Annotated in this window: 4 protein-coding genes, 4 tRNA genes and 5 rRNA genes; all 13 read left to right on the plus strand. The window is 59.0% G+C overall.

The features are described 5' to 3' along the window. The first annotated feature begins 475 nt into the window (after positions 1–475). Positions 476–2,004, plus strand: a 16S ribosomal RNA gene (locus tag Q4S45_RS00555). Positions 2,005–2,084: 80 nt separating this feature from the next. After that, positions 2,085–2,161, plus strand: a tRNA-Ile gene (locus tag Q4S45_RS00560). Between the two features lie 21 nt (positions 2,162–2,182). Then, positions 2,183–2,258: transfer RNA gene (locus tag Q4S45_RS00565), tRNA-Ala, on the plus strand. 228 nt (positions 2,259–2,486) lie between these two features. Further along, positions 2,487–5,377 (plus strand): 23S ribosomal RNA (locus Q4S45_RS00570). Positions 5,378–5,518: 141 nt separating this feature from the next. Next, positions 5,519–5,631: ribosomal RNA gene (gene rrf, locus Q4S45_RS00575) — 5S ribosomal RNA — on the plus strand. Together the 16S, 23S and 5S rRNA genes with 2 tRNA genes alongside form the textbook arrangement of a ribosomal RNA operon. 161 nt (positions 5,632–5,792) lie before the next feature. Next, positions 5,793–7,325 (plus strand): TIGR02677 family protein, encoded by a 1,533-nt coding sequence (locus Q4S45_RS00580; RefSeq protein WP_305508151.1) that lies wholly within the window; start codon positions 5,793–5,795, stop codon positions 7,323–7,325. Continuing rightward, positions 7,322–8,599: a TIGR02678 family protein gene (locus Q4S45_RS00585; protein WP_305508153.1), complete on the plus strand. Its 1,278-nt coding sequence runs from the start codon at positions 7,322–7,324 to the stop codon at positions 8,597–8,599. Before Q4S45_RS00580 ends, Q4S45_RS00585 begins: the two co-directional genes overlap by 4 nt. Next, positions 8,599–12,750: a TIGR02680 family protein gene (locus Q4S45_RS00590; RefSeq protein ID WP_305508155.1), complete on the plus strand. Its 4,152-nt coding sequence runs from the start codon at positions 8,599–8,601 to the stop codon at positions 12,748–12,750. The genes Q4S45_RS00585 and Q4S45_RS00590 overlap by 1 nt, the downstream gene beginning before the upstream one ends. Positions 12,751–12,753: 3 nt before the next feature. Beyond that, positions 12,754–13,959: a TIGR02679 family protein gene (locus tag Q4S45_RS00595; RefSeq protein ID WP_305508157.1), complete on the plus strand. Its 1,206-nt coding sequence runs from the start codon at positions 12,754–12,756 to the stop codon at positions 13,957–13,959. 415 nt (positions 13,960–14,374) lie between these two features. Next, a 16S ribosomal RNA gene (locus Q4S45_RS00600) occupies positions 14,375–15,903 on the plus strand. Positions 15,904–15,993: 90 nt separating this feature from the next. Continuing rightward, positions 15,994–16,070: transfer RNA gene (locus tag Q4S45_RS00605), tRNA-Ile, on the plus strand. Between the two features lie 22 nt (positions 16,071–16,092). After that, positions 16,093–16,168: transfer RNA gene (locus Q4S45_RS00610), tRNA-Ala, on the plus strand. Positions 16,169–16,397: 229 nt separating this feature from the next. Beyond that, a 23S ribosomal RNA gene (locus Q4S45_RS00615) occupies positions 16,398–19,270 on the plus strand. The last annotated feature ends 53 nt before the right edge of the window (positions 19,271–19,323 follow it).

A 19,323-nucleotide genomic window follows, 5' to 3' on the forward strand; every position in this document is an offset into this window, starting at 1 on the left:
TCTTCCCAGATGCGCGGCAAGTCAAGCGGCGGTTGAACGCCAAGCGCCATGGTCGTTGTTGCAACGCCGCAAAAAGCCTTGTCAGGGCCGAGTTCGCTTTGCTATAGTTCGCCTCCCCGAGAAATTGGTTAACAAAAACAAGCACTTGGGGACGTCTGAAAAGACGGTGTAGGAAAAAAGGAGTTGACGATGTAGGCGAAATGCTTCATACTCTTTCTTCTTCGCGGCTGACAAACAAAACGATTTGTCGACAAGCTGCAAGCAGTACCGAATAAGTTCTTTAACAATTAACAGTCGATAAGTGTGGGCGTTTGATGAAGGTGCCAGTGGCTTCGGTCACTGAATACTTAAATTATCAAATGTTCACAAAAAAGAAATATAGGCGCTACGAAAGTAGTGGCCTGTCAGTATTTTGAGTGAGCGAATTCGGACCAATGGGACGAATTCGGACGGAAACGTCCGACAAACAGAGATTGAACTGAAGAGTTTGATCCTGGCTCAGATTGAACGCTGGCGGCATGCCTTACACATGCAAGTCGAACGGCAGCGCGGGGCAACCTGGCGGCGAGTGGCGAACGGGTGAGTAATATATCGGAACGTACCCTGGAGTGGGGGATAACGTAGCGAAAGTTACGCTAATACCGCATACGATCTAAGGATGAAAGTGGGGGATCGCAAGACCTCATGCTCCTGGAGCGGCCGATATCTGATTAGCTAGTTGGTGGGGTAAAGGCCTACCAAGGCATCGATCAGTAGCTGGTCTGAGAGGACGACCAGCCACACTGGAACTGAGACACGGTCCAGACTCCTACGGGAGGCAGCAGTGGGGAATTTTGGACAATGGGCGCAAGCCTGATCCAGCAATGCCGCGTGAGTGAAGAAGGCCTTCGGGTTGTAAAGCTCTTTTGTCAGGGAAGAAACGGTGAGGGCTAATATCCCTTGCTAATGACGGTACCTGAAGAATAAGCACCGGCTAACTACGTGCCAGCAGCCGCGGTAATACGTAGGGTGCAAGCGTTAATCGGAATTACTGGGCGTAAAGCGTGCGCAGGCGGTTTTGTAAGTCTGTCGTGAAATCCCCGGGCTCAACCTGGGAATTGCGATGGAGACTGCAAGGCTAGAATCTGGCAGAGGGGGGTAGAATTCCACGTGTAGCAGTGAAATGCGTAGAGATGTGGAGGAACACCGATGGCGAAGGCAGCCCCCTGGGTCAAGATTGACGCTCATGCACGAAAGCGTGGGGAGCAAACAGGATTAGATACCCTGGTAGTCCACGCCCTAAACGATGTCTACTAGTTGTCGGGTTTTAATTAACTTGGTAACGCAGCTAACGCGTGAAGTAGACCGCCTGGGGAGTACGGTCGCAAGATTAAAACTCAAAGGAATTGACGGGGACCCGCACAAGCGGTGGATGATGTGGATTAATTCGATGCAACGCGAAAAACCTTACCTACCCTTGACATGTACGGAAGCCACGAGAGATCGAGGTGTGCTCGAAAGAGAGCCGTAACACAGGTGCTGCATGGCTGTCGTCAGCTCGTGTCGTGAGATGTTGGGTTAAGTCCCGCAACGAGCGCAACCCTTGTCATTAGTTGCTACGAAAGAGCACTCTAATGAGACTGCCGGTGACAAACCGGAGGAAGGTGGGGATGACGTCAAGTCCTCATGGCCCTTATGGGTAGGGCTTCACACGTCATACAATGGTACATACAGAGGGCCGCCAACCCGCGAGGGGGAGCTAATCCCAGAAAGTGTATCGTAGTCCGGATTGTAGTCTGCAACTCGACTACATGAAGTTGGAATCGCTAGTAATCGCGGATCAGCATGTCGCGGTGAATACGTTCCCGGGTCTTGTACACACCGCCCGTCACACCATGGGAGCGGGTTTTACCAGAAGTAGGTAGCTTAACCGCAAGGAGGGCGCTTACCACGGTAGGATTCGTGACTGGGGTGAAGTCGTAACAAGGTAGCCGTATCGGAAGGTGCGGCTGGATCACCTCCTTTCTAGAGTTGCACCAGGCAGAGATGCCGATCATTGAGCGTCCACTCTTATCGACTGTTAATAAAGATAAAGAACAGCATTTGGGGCTGTAGCTCAGCTGGTTAGAGCACCGTGTTGATAACGCGGGGGTCGTTGGTTCGAGTCCAACCAGCCCTACCAGTTTTAGCGCGTATTACCCACGGGGGATTAGCTCAGCTGGGAGAGCACCTGCTTTGCAAGCAGGGGGTCGTCGGTTCGATCCCGTCATCCTCCACCAAAAGTTCAAACGTAAATCAGCGCAGATGGCGCCGGGATTTAGGTTTGATCTTTTAGAGATTAATTGCTGTTCGTTCTTTAACAATCTGGAAGAAGTAAAGTTTTATGTCAATCTGTGAAAGCAGTTTGGCAGGGTAATGATTGTATGTATCAAAACAAGCAACAACGCTGTACTTTCTTATCTCTGTAGCGTCTTTCGGCTTAGTCGGCTGAGAGGTTAACGTTATAGGGACAAGCGAATAAGTGCACATGGTGGATGCCTTGGCGATTACAGGCGATGAAGGACGTAGTAGCTTGCGATAAGCTGCGGGGAGTGAGCAAACACACTTTGATCCGCAGATTTCCGAATGGGGAAACCCGGCCTTTTAGGTCATTGCATACTGAATACATAGGTATGCAAAGCGAACGCGGCGAACTGAAACATCTAAGTAGCTGCAGGAAAATAAATCAACCGAGATTCCCAAAGTAGTGGCGAGCGAAATGGGATGAGCCTGCATGATTTAGCATGACGCATAGTAGAACGGATTGGAAACTCCGGCCATAGAGGGTGATAGCCCCTTATACGAAATGCGATGTGTGGAACTAAGTATGCGACAAGTAGGGCGGGACACGAGAAATCCTGTCTGAATATGGGGGGACCATCCTCCAAGGCTAAATACTCGTAATCGACCGATAGTGAACCAGTACCGTGAGGGAAAGGCGAAAAGAACCCCGGGAGGGGAGTGAAATAGATCCTGAAACCGTGTGCATACAAACAGTAGGAGCGGACTTGTTCCGTGACTGCGTACCTTTTGTATAATGGGTCAGCGACTTACATTCAGTGGCAAGGTTAACCAGATAGGGAAGCCGTAGAGAAATCGAGTCCGAATAGGGCGACAGTCGCTGGGTGTAGACCCGAAACCAAGTGATCTACTCATGGCCAGGATGAAGGTGCGGTAACACGCCCTGGAGGTCCGAACCCACTAATGTTGAAAAATTAGGGGATGAGCTGTGGGTAGGGGTGAAAGGCTAAACAAACTTGGAAATAGCTGGTTCTCTCCGAAAACTATTTAGGTAGTGCCTCAAGTATCACCATCGGGGGTAGAGCACTGTTATGGCTAGGGGGTCATTGCGACTTACCAAACCATTGCAAACTCCGAATACCGATGAGTGCGAGCTTGGGAGACAGACGTCGGGTGCTAACGTCCGGCGTCAAGAGGGAAACAACCCAGACCGCCAGCTAAGGTCCCAAAGATTGGCTAAGTGGAAAACGAAGTGGGAAGGCTAAAACAGTCAGGATGTTGGCTTAGAAGCAGCCATCATTTAAAGAAAGCGTAATAGCTCACTGATCGAGTCGTCCTGCGCGGAAGATGTAACGGGGCTAAGCCAGTCACCGAAGCTGCGGATATATTTCTCGTGATTTATCACTTGATCTATATGGTAGGAGAGCGTTCTGTAAGCCTGCGAAGGTGTCTTGTAAAGGATGCTGGAGGTATCAGAAGTGCGAATGCTGACATGAGTAGCGATAATGGGGGTGAAAAGCCCCCACGCCGTAAGCCCAAGGTTTCCTGTTCAACGTTCATCGGAGCAGGGTGAGTCGGCCCCTAAGGCGAGGCAGAGATGCGTAGCTGATGGGAAGCAGGTTAATATTCCTGCACCGTCGTATGATGCGATGGGGGGACGGATCGCGAAAGGTTGTCCGGGTGTTGGATGTCCCGGTTTTTGACTCATAGAAGGCGCTTAGGCAAATCCGGGCGCGGAATTCAAGGGGTTGAGACGAGAGACTTCGGTCTCGAAGCAATCGGAAGTGGTTCCAAGAAAAGCCTCTAAGCTTCAGTCATACGAGACCGTACCGCAAACCGACACAGGTGGGCGAGATGAGTATTCTAAGGCGCTTGAGAGAACTCGGGAGAAGGAACTCGGCAAATTGGTACCGTAACTTCGGGAAAAGGTACGCCCTGGTAGCTTGATTGGTTTACTCCATGAGGGTGAAAGGGTTGCAATAAACTGGTGGCTGCGACTGTTTAATAAAAACACAGCACTCTGCAAACACGAAAGTGGACGTATAGGGTGTGACGCCTGCCCGGTGCTGGAAGATTAAATGATGGGGTGCAAGCTCTTGATTGAAGTCCCAGTAAACGGCGGCCGTAACTATAACGGTCCTAAGGTAGCGAAATTCCTTGTCGGGTAAGTTCCGACCTGCACGAATGGCGTAACGATGGCCACACTGTCTCCTCCCGAGACTCAGCGAAGTTGAAATGTTTGTGATGATGCAATCTACCCGCGGCTAGACGGAAAGACCCCATGAACCTTTACTGTAGCTTTGCATTGGACTTTGAACCAATCTGTGTAGGATAGGTGGGAGGCTTTGAAGCGGGGACGCCAGTTCTCGTGGAGCCATCCTTGAAATACCACCCTGGTTTGTTTGAGGTTCTAACCTTGGCCCGTTATCCGGGTCGGGGACAGTGCATGGTAGGCAGTTTGACTGGGGCGGTCTCCTCCTAAAGTGTAACGGAGGAGTTCGAAGGTACGCTAGATACGGTCGGACATCGTGTTGATAGTGCAATGGCATAAGCGTGCTTAACTGCGAGACTGACAAGTCGAGCAGGTACGAAAGTAGGACATAGTGATCCGGTGGTTCTGTATGGAAGGGCCATCGCTCAACGGATAAAAGGTACTCTGGGGATAACAGGCTGATTCCTCCCAAGAGTTCATATCGACGGGGGAGTTTGGCACCTCGATGTCGGCTCATCACATCCTGGGGCTGTAGCCGGTCCCAAGGGTATGGCTGTTCGCCATTTAAAGTGGTACGTGAGCTGGGTTTAAAACGTCGTGAGACAGTTTGGTCCCTATCTGCCGTGGGCGTTGGAAATTTGAAGGGGGCTGCTCCTAGTACGAGAGGACCGGAGTGGACAGACCTCTGGTGTACCGGTTGTCACGCCAGTGGCATTGCCGGGTAGCTAAGTCTGGAAGAGATAACCGCTGAAAGCATCTAAGCGGGAAACTTGCCTTGAGATGAGATTTCCCAGAGCCTTGAGCTCTTTAAAGGGTCGTTCGAGACCAGGACGTTGATAGGTTGGGTGTGGAAGTGCAGTAATGCATTAAGCTAACCAATACTAATTGCCCGTACGGCTTGTCCCTATAACCTTAGCAGGTACAGAGATGAGAAAGACCGTTGTGGCTTGTTCTGATTCATACTCATTACCCATGTAATACAAAACTTACTTCTTCCAGATTCTAGGAATTGCTGCCCCGTCGGGAGCAAGACCTGTACAAGTTATGCCTGATGACCATAGTAACTCGGTACCACCCCTTCCCATCCCGAACAGGACCGTGAAACGAGATTACGCCGATGATAGTGCTGCAACCAGTGTGAAAGTAGGTTATCGTCAGGCTAGTTACAAGAGAAAAACCCAAGCAGAAATGCTTGGGTTTTTTTTCGTCTGTCGAAAAGCAATCCTGGCACTGGTCCTGCGGACCTGTCCCATCACCGACGGCTTCGGCGGGGCTGCTACAATGGCATTGTTGTCGATTTGCCGACCAGTCGCCCAATCCGATGAACCATATCCCGCACGCCGCCGGAGATTTGTTTCGCCACGTCAGTGCGGACAAGGCGCGGCTGTACCGCCAGATCATGGACACTTTTGCGGCCGCCAAACGCCAGTTCCGCCTGCAGCTTCGCCCGGACGAGGTACGGCTGGAGGCCGCATGGCAAGGCGCGCCGCCGCCGATCGAGGAAATTCAGCTCGCGCTGTCCCAACTGGCCGACTGGGGCAACCTGGAATCGCAGCCGGACACGACGCGGGTGGCCAGCATCGAAGATTTTTACCGCGCCCGATTCCTGTATCGCCTGTCGCTGGGCGGCGAGGCGGTCGAGTCGGCGCTTGTTACGTTCGCGCAAGCGCTGGCGCGGCGCAGCGAATTGCAAACGGTCGCGCTCGAAGATATTCTGACTCAACTGGGCGCACTGCGCGCGCTGGCGGCCGCGCCGGTAATCGACCCGGCCAAGGTGCACGGCGTGCTGCGCGACTTGGTGCGCGTGTTCGAAGGCCTGGCCGACAACGCCCAGGCTTTCATGGCCGGCGTGGCGCGCACCATCGAATTGCAGCAAGCCGATCCCAACGCTGTCATGGCGTTCAAGCAAAGGCTTATCGACTATCTGCAGCGCTTCGTGGGTGACCTGGTGGGACGCTCCGGCGCGATCGCGCAAGCGCTGGCCGAGTTGTCGCCCCGGATCGAACCCTTGCTCGCACTGGCCGCGCAGCGCGAAACGCGCGACGCGGCGCCTGGCGGCGACGACGCGCAGGTGGCAGCGTTCGAACAACGCGTCGCGAGCTGGCGCGAACGCTGGCAAGGCCTGTCTCGCTGGTTCATCAGCGACGGCCACATCCAGGCCCAGTCGGAATTGCTGCGGGCAAAGGCACGCTCGGCGATTCCGCAATTGCTGGCGGCGGTGGCCGCGCTCAACGAACGCCGCAGCGGCCGCAGCGACCGCTCGGCTGACTTCCGCATCCTGGCGCGCTGGTTCGCCGAGACTGACAGCGACGCCGACGCGCACCGCCTGTGGCGCGCCGCCTTCGCCCTCAATCCGGCCCGTCATCTGAGCCTGCTCAGCGAGCCGGGGACGCGCGGCGATCCGGTCCCGGCCTCGACGCCCTGGGCCGAGGCGCCGGCGGTCGCCATTCACCCGCGCTTGCGTGAGCGCGGCGAGGTGGCTGCGCGCGGGCCCGCGCCCCACGTACGCGATCGCGCGGGCGAGCGCGCCATGCTTGCCTTACAAATCAGCGAGGAGAGAAGCCAGGTCGAGGCGGCGCGCGCCGCACTGGCCACCGGCGCCCCGATCCGCCTGTCGCAGCTGGGGCAGCTCGATCCGCACGCGTTCCGCCTGTTCCTGTCCTTGCTCGGCGAGGCGCTGTCGGCCCAGGGTTCGCCTGAGCAAAGCGTGTCGCGCCAGACCGCCGACGGCTTGCTGCGGATCCGCCTCGAACCGCTCGCCGCCGATTCCCACGCCCGCATCGAGACCGGCCTCGGCACCTTTTCCGGACGCGATCACCTGCTCACCATCACGCCGACGATGGAGGCGATATGAACGCGTCGTCCACGCCGCGGCGGCCCGATTCGCACGCGGTGCGCGATGTCTTGAGCCGGCACCACGACGAGGAGCGGCGCGACGCTTTGCGCGCCATGCTGATGGCGCCACTGATGACGGCGGCGCACCCGGCTTTTGGCGCGGTGCGCCGCCACGCGGACGCCTTGCGCGACTGGTTCTCCCAAAGCACCGGCTGGATCCTGCATGTCGAGCGCGACTGCGCGCGCCTGTACAAGCGACCGGCCGACCTCGGTGACGCCAGCCGGGGCGCGCCGCAGTTCGACCGCCGCCGCTACCTGCTGTTTTGCCTGGCCTGCGCCGCACTGGAGCGGGCCGACCCGCAAATCACCTTGCGCACGCTGGGCGAAAAGCTGCTGGCTCTGGCGGCCGAGCCGGAACTGACCGCGCGCGGCTTCACCTTCCTGCTCGACGCTCAGCACGAGCGGCGCGAGCTGGTCGCGGTATGCCGCTTCCTGCTCGGGCTGGGCGTGCTGCACCGGGTCGCCGGCGACGAGGATGCCTTCGTCGCGCGCGCCGGCGACGCCCTGTATGACGTGCAGCGGCGCGTGCTGGCCGGCCTGCTGGCCGCAACCCGCGGTCCCTCGACCTGGCCGGCCGACAGCGCACCGGCCACCCTCGATGCGCGCTTGCGGGCCCTGGTCGACGAATACACCGCCGACAGCGAGGAGGGCCGCCGCAGCGCCATGCGCCACCATCTGGCGCGCCGCCTGCTGGACGACCCGGTGGTGTATTTCGCCGAGTTCGAGAACGATCCCGCGCTGCTCGCCTATTTCCAGTCGCAGCGCGGACCGCTGGCGGCGCGCCTGTGCGAGGCGACCGGGCTGGCGCCGGAACAGCGCGCCGAGGGCCTGGCCCTGGTCGACGAGGGCGGAGAGCTGACCGACGCCGTCATGCCGGCCGAAGGCACGTCCGCCCACGTCACCTTGCTGGTCGCTGAGTTCCTGGCCGGCGCCAGCCAGGCTGGCCGCTGCGTGACCGATACCGAGGTCGCGAATTTCATCCGTGCGGCGGCCCCGGAGTACGGGCGTTACTGGCGCAAGGCGGCGCGCGAGCCGGGCGCCGAGGCCGAGCTGGCGCGCGACGCGCTGGGCAGATTGGCCATGCTGCGCCTGATTCGGCACGATGCCGGCGGTGCGCGCGGCCTCCCGGCATTGGCCCGTTTCTCCCTCGGCGACACCGAAATCATCGCCCGCAAGGCCCCTCCCGGTGCGCCCGGCACCGATGCCCCCGACACTCAGGCGACGCTCTTTTAATGAACGACCTTTTTCTAACCGCCCCGGACCAGGCCACGCCCGCCGCGCTGCCGGCCCTGCCCGAACCGACCCGTTTGCGCTGGCAGCCGCTGCGAATGGGCCTGGTCGAGCTATTTCATTACGACAGCGAGGAATTCTGGTTCCGTGACGGCCACCTGCTCTTGCGCGGCAATAATGGCACCGGCAAGTCGAAAGTCTTGTCGCTGACACTGCCATTCCTGTTTGACGCCCAGCTCAAGTCGTCGCGCATCGAGCCCGATGGCGACGCGGGCAAAAAAATGGCGTGGAACCTGCTGCTCGGTAAGCACGAACGCCGACTTGGCTACACTTGGGTCGAGTTCGGGCGGCTGGCGGACGACGGCCAGCCGGAATATCTGACGCTGGGATGCGGCATGGCGGCGCTGGCCGCGCGCACCGGCGTCGACAGCTGGTTCTTCATGACCGAGCGGCAGCGCATGGGACAAGACCTGTGGCTGATCAATCCGCAGCGCGCAGTGCTGACCAAGGACCGGCTCGGCGCTGCCCTGGGCGTCCACGGCCAGGTCTTCGACACCGCCGGCGCCTACCGGCGCGCGGTCGACGAACGCCTGTTTCACTTGGGTGAAGTTCGGTATGGCGCGCTGATGGATACCTTGATCCAGCTGCGCCAGCCGCAGTTATCCAGGAAACCGAACGAGGACAACCTGTCGGGCGCGCTGACCGAAGCGCTGCCGCCCCTGCCGGACGACCTGCTCGGCGACGTGGCCGAGGCCATGAGCCAGCTCGAAGAATACCGCGCGCAGTTGCAGGAGTTAATCGCGCTGCACAAGGCCATCGCCCAGTTCAACCGCAGCTATCAGGTCTACGCGCGGATCGACGCGCGGCGCCACGCCCGCACGCTGCGCACGGCGCAAACCGGCTTCGACAACGCCAGCCGCGACCTGCACGATGCGCGTGCGGCGCTGCAGGCGGCGCAGCAGGCCGAAGCGAAGCTGCAGGCGCAGATCGCCAGCGCCGATGCAATGCTGTTGCGGGAGCGCGCCGCGCTGGCTGAATTGCAGGCCGATCCGACCATGCGCGACGCCCACCGGCTGGAGGAGTCCGCGCGCCACACCGACCTGCGCCGGCGCGACATGATGCTGGCCCAGGCCGCACTCGAGGAGGCCTTCCTGCGCCAGCGGCGCGAGGACGAGGCAGCTGCCCGCAGCGGCGAGCGCGCAGGCGCCGCGCGCGCCGCGCTGGACCGGGCGCTGGAACCAGCGGCGCTGGCGGCGGCAGACGCCGGCCTGGCCGACCGCGACGACTGCCGTGAATCGATAGCCCTGCTGGGCGCGCCCGAATTGCTGGCGCAGGCGGACGCGGGCGCCGTCGCGCGGATCCAGCAAAGCCTGCTGGCCCTGGCCGCGCGGCGGCGCGACGACCTGGCCGCCTTGCGGCGCCGCCTGCGGGCGCTAGAGACTGCCGAACGCGAACGCCAGCAGGACCGTGAAGGGCGTGATCGCCTGGCCGACGAACTGGCCGACATGGTGGCGCAAGTAGCGGCTGCCGAACTGCAGATAGAGCAGTGCGGCGCCGCGCTGGTCGGCGCGTGGCAGGACCACGCCGGCACGTTGCGCGAACTGCGCCTCGACGATGCGGACGCCGTACTGGCATCACTGGCCGATTGGGTGCGCGCGCTGGAAGGCGAAGATCCGGCGCTGGCGGCCTTGCTCCATGCGCAGCAGCAGGCCAGTGAACGCCTGGCCCTGCAGCTGGCCGAGGCGCGTCAGCAATTCGCCGCTCTGGAAGCGCAACTCGGTGAGCTGCGCGCCGAGCAGGAAGCGCTCGATCGGGGCGAGGACCAGCGCCCGCCCGCGCCCTACCATCGCGACGCGTCAGCGCGGGCGGCCGCAAAACCGGGCGCGCCGCTTTGGCAGCTGGTCGAGTTTCGCGAAGCCTCAGGCGCCAGCGCCGGCCTGGAAGCGGCGCTGGAAGCGGCCGGCCTGCTTGACGCCTGGGTTACGCCGGAAGGCGTGCTGTTGTCGCCCGATGGCTTCGACACCATGCTGGTCGCGCGCACATCGCAAAGCCCGTCGCTGGCCGACTGGCTCGAGCCTGCATCCGGCGCCCCGGTAGATCCCGCACTGGTTGCGCGCCTGCTTCGCTCAATCGCCTGCGGTGAAAGCGAGGCTGTCGACGCCGAGGCATGGGTCGCGCCGGACGGCCGGTTTCGCCTCGGCCCCCTGCGCGGCGCATGGAACAAACCGGCAGCCGAATATATCGGCGCCGCCAGCCGCGCGCTGGCACGCCGACGCCGGCTCGACGAACTGACTTCGCTGATTGCGGACCTGCTCGGCAAGCTCGCGGCGTCGCGCGCACAGGAAGAAGACGCCGCTGTGCGTCAGATGCGTGCCGCCGACGAGTGGCGGCTTGCGCCCTCCGACGAGGCTGTGCGCGCCGCGCATGTAAACGCGAGTGGCCTGGAACGCCAGCGGCGCGCACTCGTTGACAGGCTCGCACAAGCGCAGGCCCGGCTGGCCGCCGCCGACGAACGTTGGCAAATCGCGCGGGCACAACTGCTGCAGGACGGTGAGGATCTGCGCCTGCCGGTGGACGCCGGGGGGCTGGCCAGTACCGAAGCTGGGCTGATGCGCTTCGAGGCGGCCGTCCAGGCGCTGCTGATCGAAGTGAACAACTTGCGCCACGCGCTGCCGGAGCACGCGCGCCAGCTTGAGCGCGCGAGCGAAGCGGCCGCGGATGTCGCCGGGCGCCGGCTGCGGCGCGAACAGGCCGGCCAGGAGCTCGACGAGATGGCGGCACGTCTGCAAACTTTGCGCGCCACGGTCGGTGTCAAGGTCGAGGAACTGATGCAGCGCCTTGCCGCAAGCCGCGTAGCGGTCGAGGAGGGCGAAAAGCTGCTGCGCGACGGCACGACGGCGCTGATCGCGGCCAGCGGACAGCTGGCGCGCAGCGAGCAGCGCGTCAAAGATGGCGCCGCCACACTGGACGAGCGCACCGCGGCGCGCCACCAGGCCATCGCGAGTCTGGAACGCTTCGCGGCCACCGGCCTTCTGGCGGTCGCGCTGCCGGAGCTCGATACCGGCAGCGCGCAGTGGACGATCGAAGCGGCGCTGAATATTGCGCGTCGCGCCGAGCAAGGCTTACAGGATGTCAGCGCGGACGACGAGGACTGGAACCGTATCCAGAACCTGGTCTCGCGCGACTACCCCGACCTGCTGTCCGCACTGACGGCGTTGGGGCACCAGGCCCAGGCCGACACCACCGATTTCGGCCTGGTGGTCACCATCATTTACCAAAACCGTCCCGAGCGCCCGGACCTGATCGAACTGCGCATCACGGAAGAAATCGCTCAGCGCAAGGAACTGCTGACGGCGCGGGAAACCGAAGTGCTGGAGAATCACCTGCAGGCCGAGGTGGCCGCCGCGATTCAGCGCTTGCTGCAGGATGCGGAAGGACGCCTTGACGCGATCAACGCCGAACTGGCGAAGCGCCCGACATCGACCGGAGTGCGCTTCAAGCTGGTATGGGAGCCGCTGCCGGCGGGGAGCGAGGGCGCGCCGGTCGGCCTTGACACGGCGCGCAAGCGCCTGCTCAACACCAGCTTCGACGCCTGGTCGGAGCAGGATCGCATGGTGGTGGGCGCGATGCTGCAAAACCGGATCAGCAGCGAGCGGGCGCGTGCCGATGCCGAGCAGGGCGGAGGCGGCAGCCTGCTCGAGATGCTGGGGCGGGCGCTGGACTACCGGCGCTGGCACCGTTTCCGCGTCCTGCGCTGGCAGGACGGCCAGTGGCGCCCTTTGTCCGGGCCAGCATCGAGCGGCGAGCGCGCGTTGGGATTGACCGTGCCCTTGTTCGCGGCGGTTTCCAGCTTTTACAGCCACGGTGGCTCGCCGCATGCGCCACGCCTGGTGCTGCTCGACGAAGCCTTCGCCGGCATCGACGACGCCGCGCGCGCCCATTGCATGGCGCTGGTGCGCGAGTTCGATCTCGATTTCGTCATGACCAGCGAGCGCGAATGGGCCTGCTATGCCGAACTGCCGGGCGTGTCGATTTGCCAGTTGCAGCGCCACGAAGGCATCGACGCGGTGTACGTGTCGCGCTGGAGCTGGGACGGCCGGGCGCGCCGTCCGGAGCCAGACGGCGCACGCCGCTTCCCCGATTCGGAGGTATAACCGATGGCCGACCAGGAACGTCTGCAACGGTTGCTCGGCGACGCCGGCCTGAAGCGCTTGCGGCTGCGGCTGCGCGGCCGGTATGAACGGGGCTTCGGAAACGGAGTGGTCACCCTGGGAAAGTTGACGCCCGCCGAACGCGCGGCGCTGTGCGGCTTGCTCGGGCGGCGTCCCAGGCAGGGTGGCAGCCTGCGTTTCAACATCGATGATCTGGACGCGGCACTGCGCAATGGCGGTCTGGCCGACTCGCTGCGCGACGCGCTTCACTTGCTGGACGGGCCGATCGTCGAACGCAGCGCGCAAAAAGCCGGGATGCTGGCGCGCTGGGAGCGGGTGGCCGCGCTGTGCGGCGAGCCGCGCCTGGCGGCATTGTTGGGCGATGCCCGCGCGATGGGAATGCTCAAGCGGATTTCGGGCGGCGACCCCGAGTCCGCCGAGCGCCTGTGCCTGGCGGCCGCGCGTGTCCTGGCCCGTCTTCCGGTGCCGGCCCAGGCACGCTCGCATCTGGCGGCAGACGTCCTGGGCGATGCGCACGGCCTCGATCCGGGACGCCCGGTTGCGCGGCTGGTTCTGTCGGCGTTGCGGCGCCGTCCCGCCGATGAGGAGGAGGCGGACAACGACGAAACCGTGCGCGAAACCTGGGCTGCCGCCGGGGTCATGGTCAACGAGCTCGCGCGCCCGGCGCTGTTCCTGAATCTGCCGGGTGCGCGAGTGACGGCGGGAGAACCGGCGTTTCTGTCGTTGCGCGCGCTGTTGCGCTCCGCGCCCGCATGGGAGCTGGCCGGCCGCTTGGTCTCGGTGTGTGAAAATCCCAACCTGGTGGCAATCGCCGCCGACGCCTTGGGCCCGCAATGCGCGCCGCTCGTGTGCACCGACGGCATGCCCGCCGCCGCGCAGCGCGCCTTGCTTGGACAACTAAGGGATGCCGGCGCCGTCCTGCGCTACCACGGCGACTTCGACTGGCCGGGCATCGCCATCGGCAATCTGGTGATGCGCGAGTTCGGCGCGAAGCCATGGCGCTTTTCCGCCTGCGACTACGACGCCGGCGCCAACCGCATTCCCGTGGCGCGCCGCTTGGGCGATGCGTGGGTTGAGGCGGACTGGGATGGAGTGTTGGGCGTGGCAATGCGAGCAGCCGGGCGGGCGATTGATGAAGAGGCCGTCGCGGGTGACCTCCTGCGCGACCTGTCGCAAAAAAACACATCCTGAAAATGTGCGGAAAACCCCTTGCCGAGCCTGCAAACACTTTGCTATAGTTCGCCTCCCCGAGAAATTGGTTAACAAAAACAAGAACTTGGGTGCGTCGGAAACGACGGTGTAGGAAAAAAGGAGTTGACGTTGTAGGCGAAACGCTTCATACTCTTTCTTCTTCGCGGCTGACAAACAAAACGCTTTGTCAACAAGCTGCAAGCAGTACCGAATAAGTTCTTTAACAATTAACAGTCGATAAGTGTGGGCGTTTGATGAAGGTGCCAGTGGCTTCGGTCACTGAATACTTAAATTATCAAATGTTCACAAAAAAGAAATATAGGCGCTTCGCAAGAAGTGGCCTGTCAGTATTTTGAGTGAGCGAATTCGGACCAATGGGACGAATTCGGACGGAAACGTCCGACAAACAGAGATTGAACTGAAGAGTTTGATCCTGGCTCAGATTGAACGCTGGCGGCATGCCTTACACATGCAAGTCGAACGGCAGCGCGGGGCAACCTGGCGGCGAGTGGCGAACGGGTGAGTAATATATCGGAACGTACCCTGGAGTGGGGGATAACGTAGCGAAAGTTACGCTAATACCGCATACGATCTAAGGATGAAAGTGGGGGATCGCAAGACCTCATGCTCCTGGAGCGGCCGATATCTGATTAGCTAGTTGGTGGGGTAAAGGCCTACCAAGGCATCGATCAGTAGCTGGTCTGAGAGGACGACCAGCCACACTGGAACTGAGACACGGTCCAGACTCCTACGGGAGGCAGCAGTGGGGAATTTTGGACAATGGGCGCAAGCCTGATCCAGCAATGCCGCGTGAGTGAAGAAGGCCTTCGGGTTGTAAAGCTCTTTTGTCAGGGAAGAAACGGTGAGGGCTAATATCCCTTGCTAATGACGGTACCTGAAGAATAAGCACCGGCTAACTACGTGCCAGCAGCCGCGGTAATACGTAGGGTGCAAGCGTTAATCGGAATTACTGGGCGTAAAGCGTGCGCAGGCGGTTTTGTAAGTCTGTCGTGAAATCCCCGGGCTCAACCTGGGAATTGCGATGGAGACTGCAAGGCTAGAATCTGGCAGAGGGGGGTAGAATTCCACGTGTAGCAGTGAAATGCGTAGAGATGTGGAGGAACACCGATGGCGAAGGCAGCCCCCTGGGTCAAGATTGACGCTCATGCACGAAAGCGTGGGGAGCAAACAGGATTAGATACCCTGGTAGTCCACGCCCTAAACGATGTCTACTAGTTGTCGGGTTTTAATTAACTTGGTAACGCAGCTAACGCGTGAAGTAGACCGCCTGGGGAGTACGGTCGCAAGATTAAAACTCAAAGGAATTGACGGGGACCCGCACAAGCGGTGGATGATGTGGATTAATTCGATGCAACGCGAAAAACCTTACCTACCCTTGACATGTACGGAAGCCACGAGAGATCGAGGCGTGCTCGAAAGAGAGCCGTAACACAGGTGCTGCATGGCTGTCGTCAGCTCGTGTCGTGAGATGTTGGGTTAAGTCCCGCAACGAGCGCAACCCTTGTCATTAGTTGCTACGAAAGAGCACTCTAATGAGACTGCCGGTGACAAACCGGAGGAAGGTGGGGATGACGTCAAGTCCTCATGGCCCTTATGGGTAGGGCTTCACACGTCATACAATGGTACATACAGAGGGCCGCCAACCCGCGAGGGGGAGCTAATCCCAGAAAGTGTATCGTAGTCCGGATTGTAGTCTGCAACTCGACTACATGAAGTTGGAATCGCTAGTAATCGCGGATCAGCATGTCGCGGTGAATACGTTCCCGGGTCTTGTACACACCGCCCGTCACACCATGGGAGCGGGTTTTACCAGAAGTAGGTAGCTTAACCGCAAGGAGGGCGCTTACCACGGTAGGATTCGTGACTGGGGTGAAGTCGTAACAAGGTAGCCGTATCGGAAGGTGCGGCTGGATCACCTCCTTTCTAGAGTTGCACCAGGCAGAGATGCCGATCATTGAGCGTCCACTCTTATCGACTGTTGAATTTAGAAGAAACAGTAGCAGTGTCCAAGTCGGGGCTGTAGCTCAGCTGGTTAGAGCACCGTGTTGATAACGCGGGGGTCGTTGGTTCGAGTCCAACCAGCCCTACCAACGCGGTCAGTAGTAAATCCTTGGGGGATTAGCTCAGCTGGGAGAGCACCTGCTTTGCAAGCAGGGGGTCGTCGGTTCGATCCCGTCATCCTCCACCACTCTACAAATCTTGAAAGTGCAAACGTAAGCAAAGATGCTTAGGTTTGATCTTTTAGAGGTCAATGCTGTTTCGTTCTTTAACAATCTGGAAGAAGTAAAGTTTTATGTCAATCCGTGAAAACGGTTTGGCAGGGTAATGATTGTATGTATCAAAACAAGCAACAACGCTGTACTTTCTTATCTCTGTAGCGTCTTTCGGCTTAGTCGGCTGAGAGGTTAACGTTATAGGGACAAGCGAATAAGTGCACATGGTGGATGCCTTGGCGATTACAGGCGATGAAGGACGTAGTAGCTTGCGATAAGCTGCGGGGAGTGAGCAAACACACTTTGATCCGCAGATTTCCGAATGGGGAAACCCGGCCTTTTAGGTCATTGCATGCTGAATACATAGGCATGCAAAGCGAACGCGGCGAACTGAAACATCTAAGTAGCTGCAGGAAAATAAATCAACCGAGATTCCCAAAGTAGTGGCGAGCGAAATGGGATGAGCCTGCATGATTTAGCACGACGCATAGTAGAACGGATTGGAAACTCCGGCCATAGAGGGTGATAGCCCCTTATACGAAATGCGATGTGTGGAACTAAGTATGCGACAAGTAGGGCGGGACACGAGAAATCCTGTCTGAATATGGGGGGACCATCCTCCAAGGCTAAATACTCGTAATCGACCGATAGTGAACCAGTACCGTGAGGGAAAGGCGAAAAGAACCCCGGGAGGGGAGTGAAATAGATCCTGAAACCGTGTGCATACAAACAGTAGGAGCGGACTTGTTCCGTGACTGCGTACCTTTTGTATAATGGGTCAGCGACTTACATTCAGTGGCAAGGTTAACCAGATAGGGAAGCCGTAGAGAAATCGAGTCCGAATAGGGCGACAGTCGCTGGGTGTAGACCCGAAACCAAGTGATCTACTCATGGCCAGGATGAAGGTGCGGTAACACGCCCTGGAGGTCCGAACCCACTAATGTTGAAAAATTAGGGGATGAGCTGTGGGTAGGGGTGAAAGGCTAAACAAACTTGGAAATAGCTGGTTCTCTCCGAAAACTATTTAGGTAGTGCCTCAAGTATCACCATCGGGGGTAGAGCACTGTTATGGCTAGGGGGTCATTGCGACTTACCAAACCATTGCAAACTCCGAATACCGATGAGTGCGAGCTTGGGAGACAGACGTCGGGTGCTAACGTCCGGCGTCAAGAGGGAAACAACCCAGACCGCCAGCTAAGGTCCCAAAGATTGGCTAAGTGGAAAACGAAGTGGGAAGGCTAAAACAGTCAGGATGTTGGCTTAGAAGCAGCCATCATTTAAAGAAAGCGTAATAGCTCACTGATCGAGTCGTCCTGCGCGGAAGATGTAACGGGGCTAAGCCAGTCACCGAAGCTGCGGATATCCGCAAGGATATGGTAGGAGAGCGTTCTGTAAGCCTGCGAAGGTGTCTTGTAAAGGATGCTGGAGGTATCAGAAGTGCGAATGCTGACATGAGTAGCGATAATGGGGGTGAAAAGCCCCCACGCCGTAAGCCCAAGGTTTCCTGTTCAACGTTCATCGGAGCAGGGTGAGTCGGCCCCTAAGGCGAGGCAGAGATGCGTAGCTGATGGGAAGCAGGTTAATATTCCTGCACCGTCGTATGATGCGATGGGGGGACGGATCGCGAAAGGTTGTCCGGGTGTTGGATGTCCCGGTTTTTGACTCATAGAAGGCGCTTAGGCAAATCCGGGCGCGGAATTCAAGGGGTCGAGACGAGAGACTTCGGTCTCGAAGCAATCGGAAGTGGTTCCAAGAAAAGCCTCTAAGCTTCAGTCATACGAGACCGTACCGCAAACCGACACAGGTGGGCGAGATGAGTATTCTAAGGCGCTTGAGAGAACTCGGGAGAAGGAACTCGGCAAATTGGTACCGTAACTTCGGGAAAAGGTACGCCCTGGTAGTTTGACCACTTTACTGTGGAAGGATGAAAGGGTTGCAATAAACTGGTGGCTGCGACTGTTTAATAAAAACACAGCACTCTGCAAACACGAAAGTGGACGTATAGGGTGTGACGCCTGCCCGGTGCTGGAAGATTAAATGATGGGGTGCAAGCTCTTGATTGAAGTCCCAGTAAACGGCGGCCGTAACTATAACGGTCCTAAGGTAGCGAAATTCCTTGTCGGGTAAGTTCCGACCTGCACGAATGGCGTAACGATGGCCACACTGTCTCCTCCCGAGACTCAGCGAAGTTGAAATGTTTGTGATGATGCAATCTACCCGCGGCTAGACGGAAAGACCCCATGAACCTTTACTGTAGCTTTGCATTGGACTTTGAACCAATCTGTGTAGGATAGGTGGGAGGCTTTGAAGCGGGGACGCCAGTTCTCGTGGAGCCATCCTTGAAATACCACCCTGGTTTGTTTGAGGTTCTAACCTTGGCCCGTTATCCGGGTCGGGGACAGTGCATGGTAGGCAGTTTGACTGGGGCGGTCTCCTCCTAAAGTGTAACGGAGGAGTTCGAAGGTACGCTAGATACGGTCGGACATCGTGTTGATAGTGCAATGGCATAAGCGTGCTTAACTGCGAGACTGACAAGTCGAGCAGGTACGAAAGTAGGACATAGTGATCCGGTGGTTCTGTATGGAAGGGCCATCGCTCAACGGATAAAAGGTACTCTGGGGATAACAGGCTGATTCCTCCCAAGAGTTCATATCGACGGGGGAGTTTGGCACCTCGATGTCGGCTCATCACATCCTGGGGCTGTAGCCGGTCCCAAGGGTATGGCTGTTCGCCATTTAAAGTGGTACGTGAGCTGGGTTTAAAACGTCGTGAGACAGTTTGGTCCCTATCTGCCGTGGGCGTTGGAAATTTGAAGGGGGCTGCTCCTAGTACGAGAGGACCGGAGTGGACAGACCTCTGGTGTACCGGTTGTCACGCCAGTGGCATTGCCGGGTAGCTAAGTCTGGAAGAGATAACCGCTGAAAGCATCTAAGCGGGAAACTTGCCTTGAGATGAGATTTCCCAGAGCCTTGAGCTCTTTAAAGGGTCGTTCGAGACCAGGACGTTGATAGGTTGGGTGTGGAAGTGCAGTAATGCATTAAGCTAACCAATACTAATTGCCCGTACGGCTTGTCCCTATAACCTTAGCAGGTACAGAGATGAGAAAGACCGTTGTGGCTTGTTCTGATTC

This window comes from Massilia sp. R2A-15, assembly GCF_030704305.1.
In the GTDB taxonomy this organism is placed as follows: Bacteria; Pseudomonadota; Gammaproteobacteria; order Burkholderiales; family Burkholderiaceae_D; genus JAFCUW01.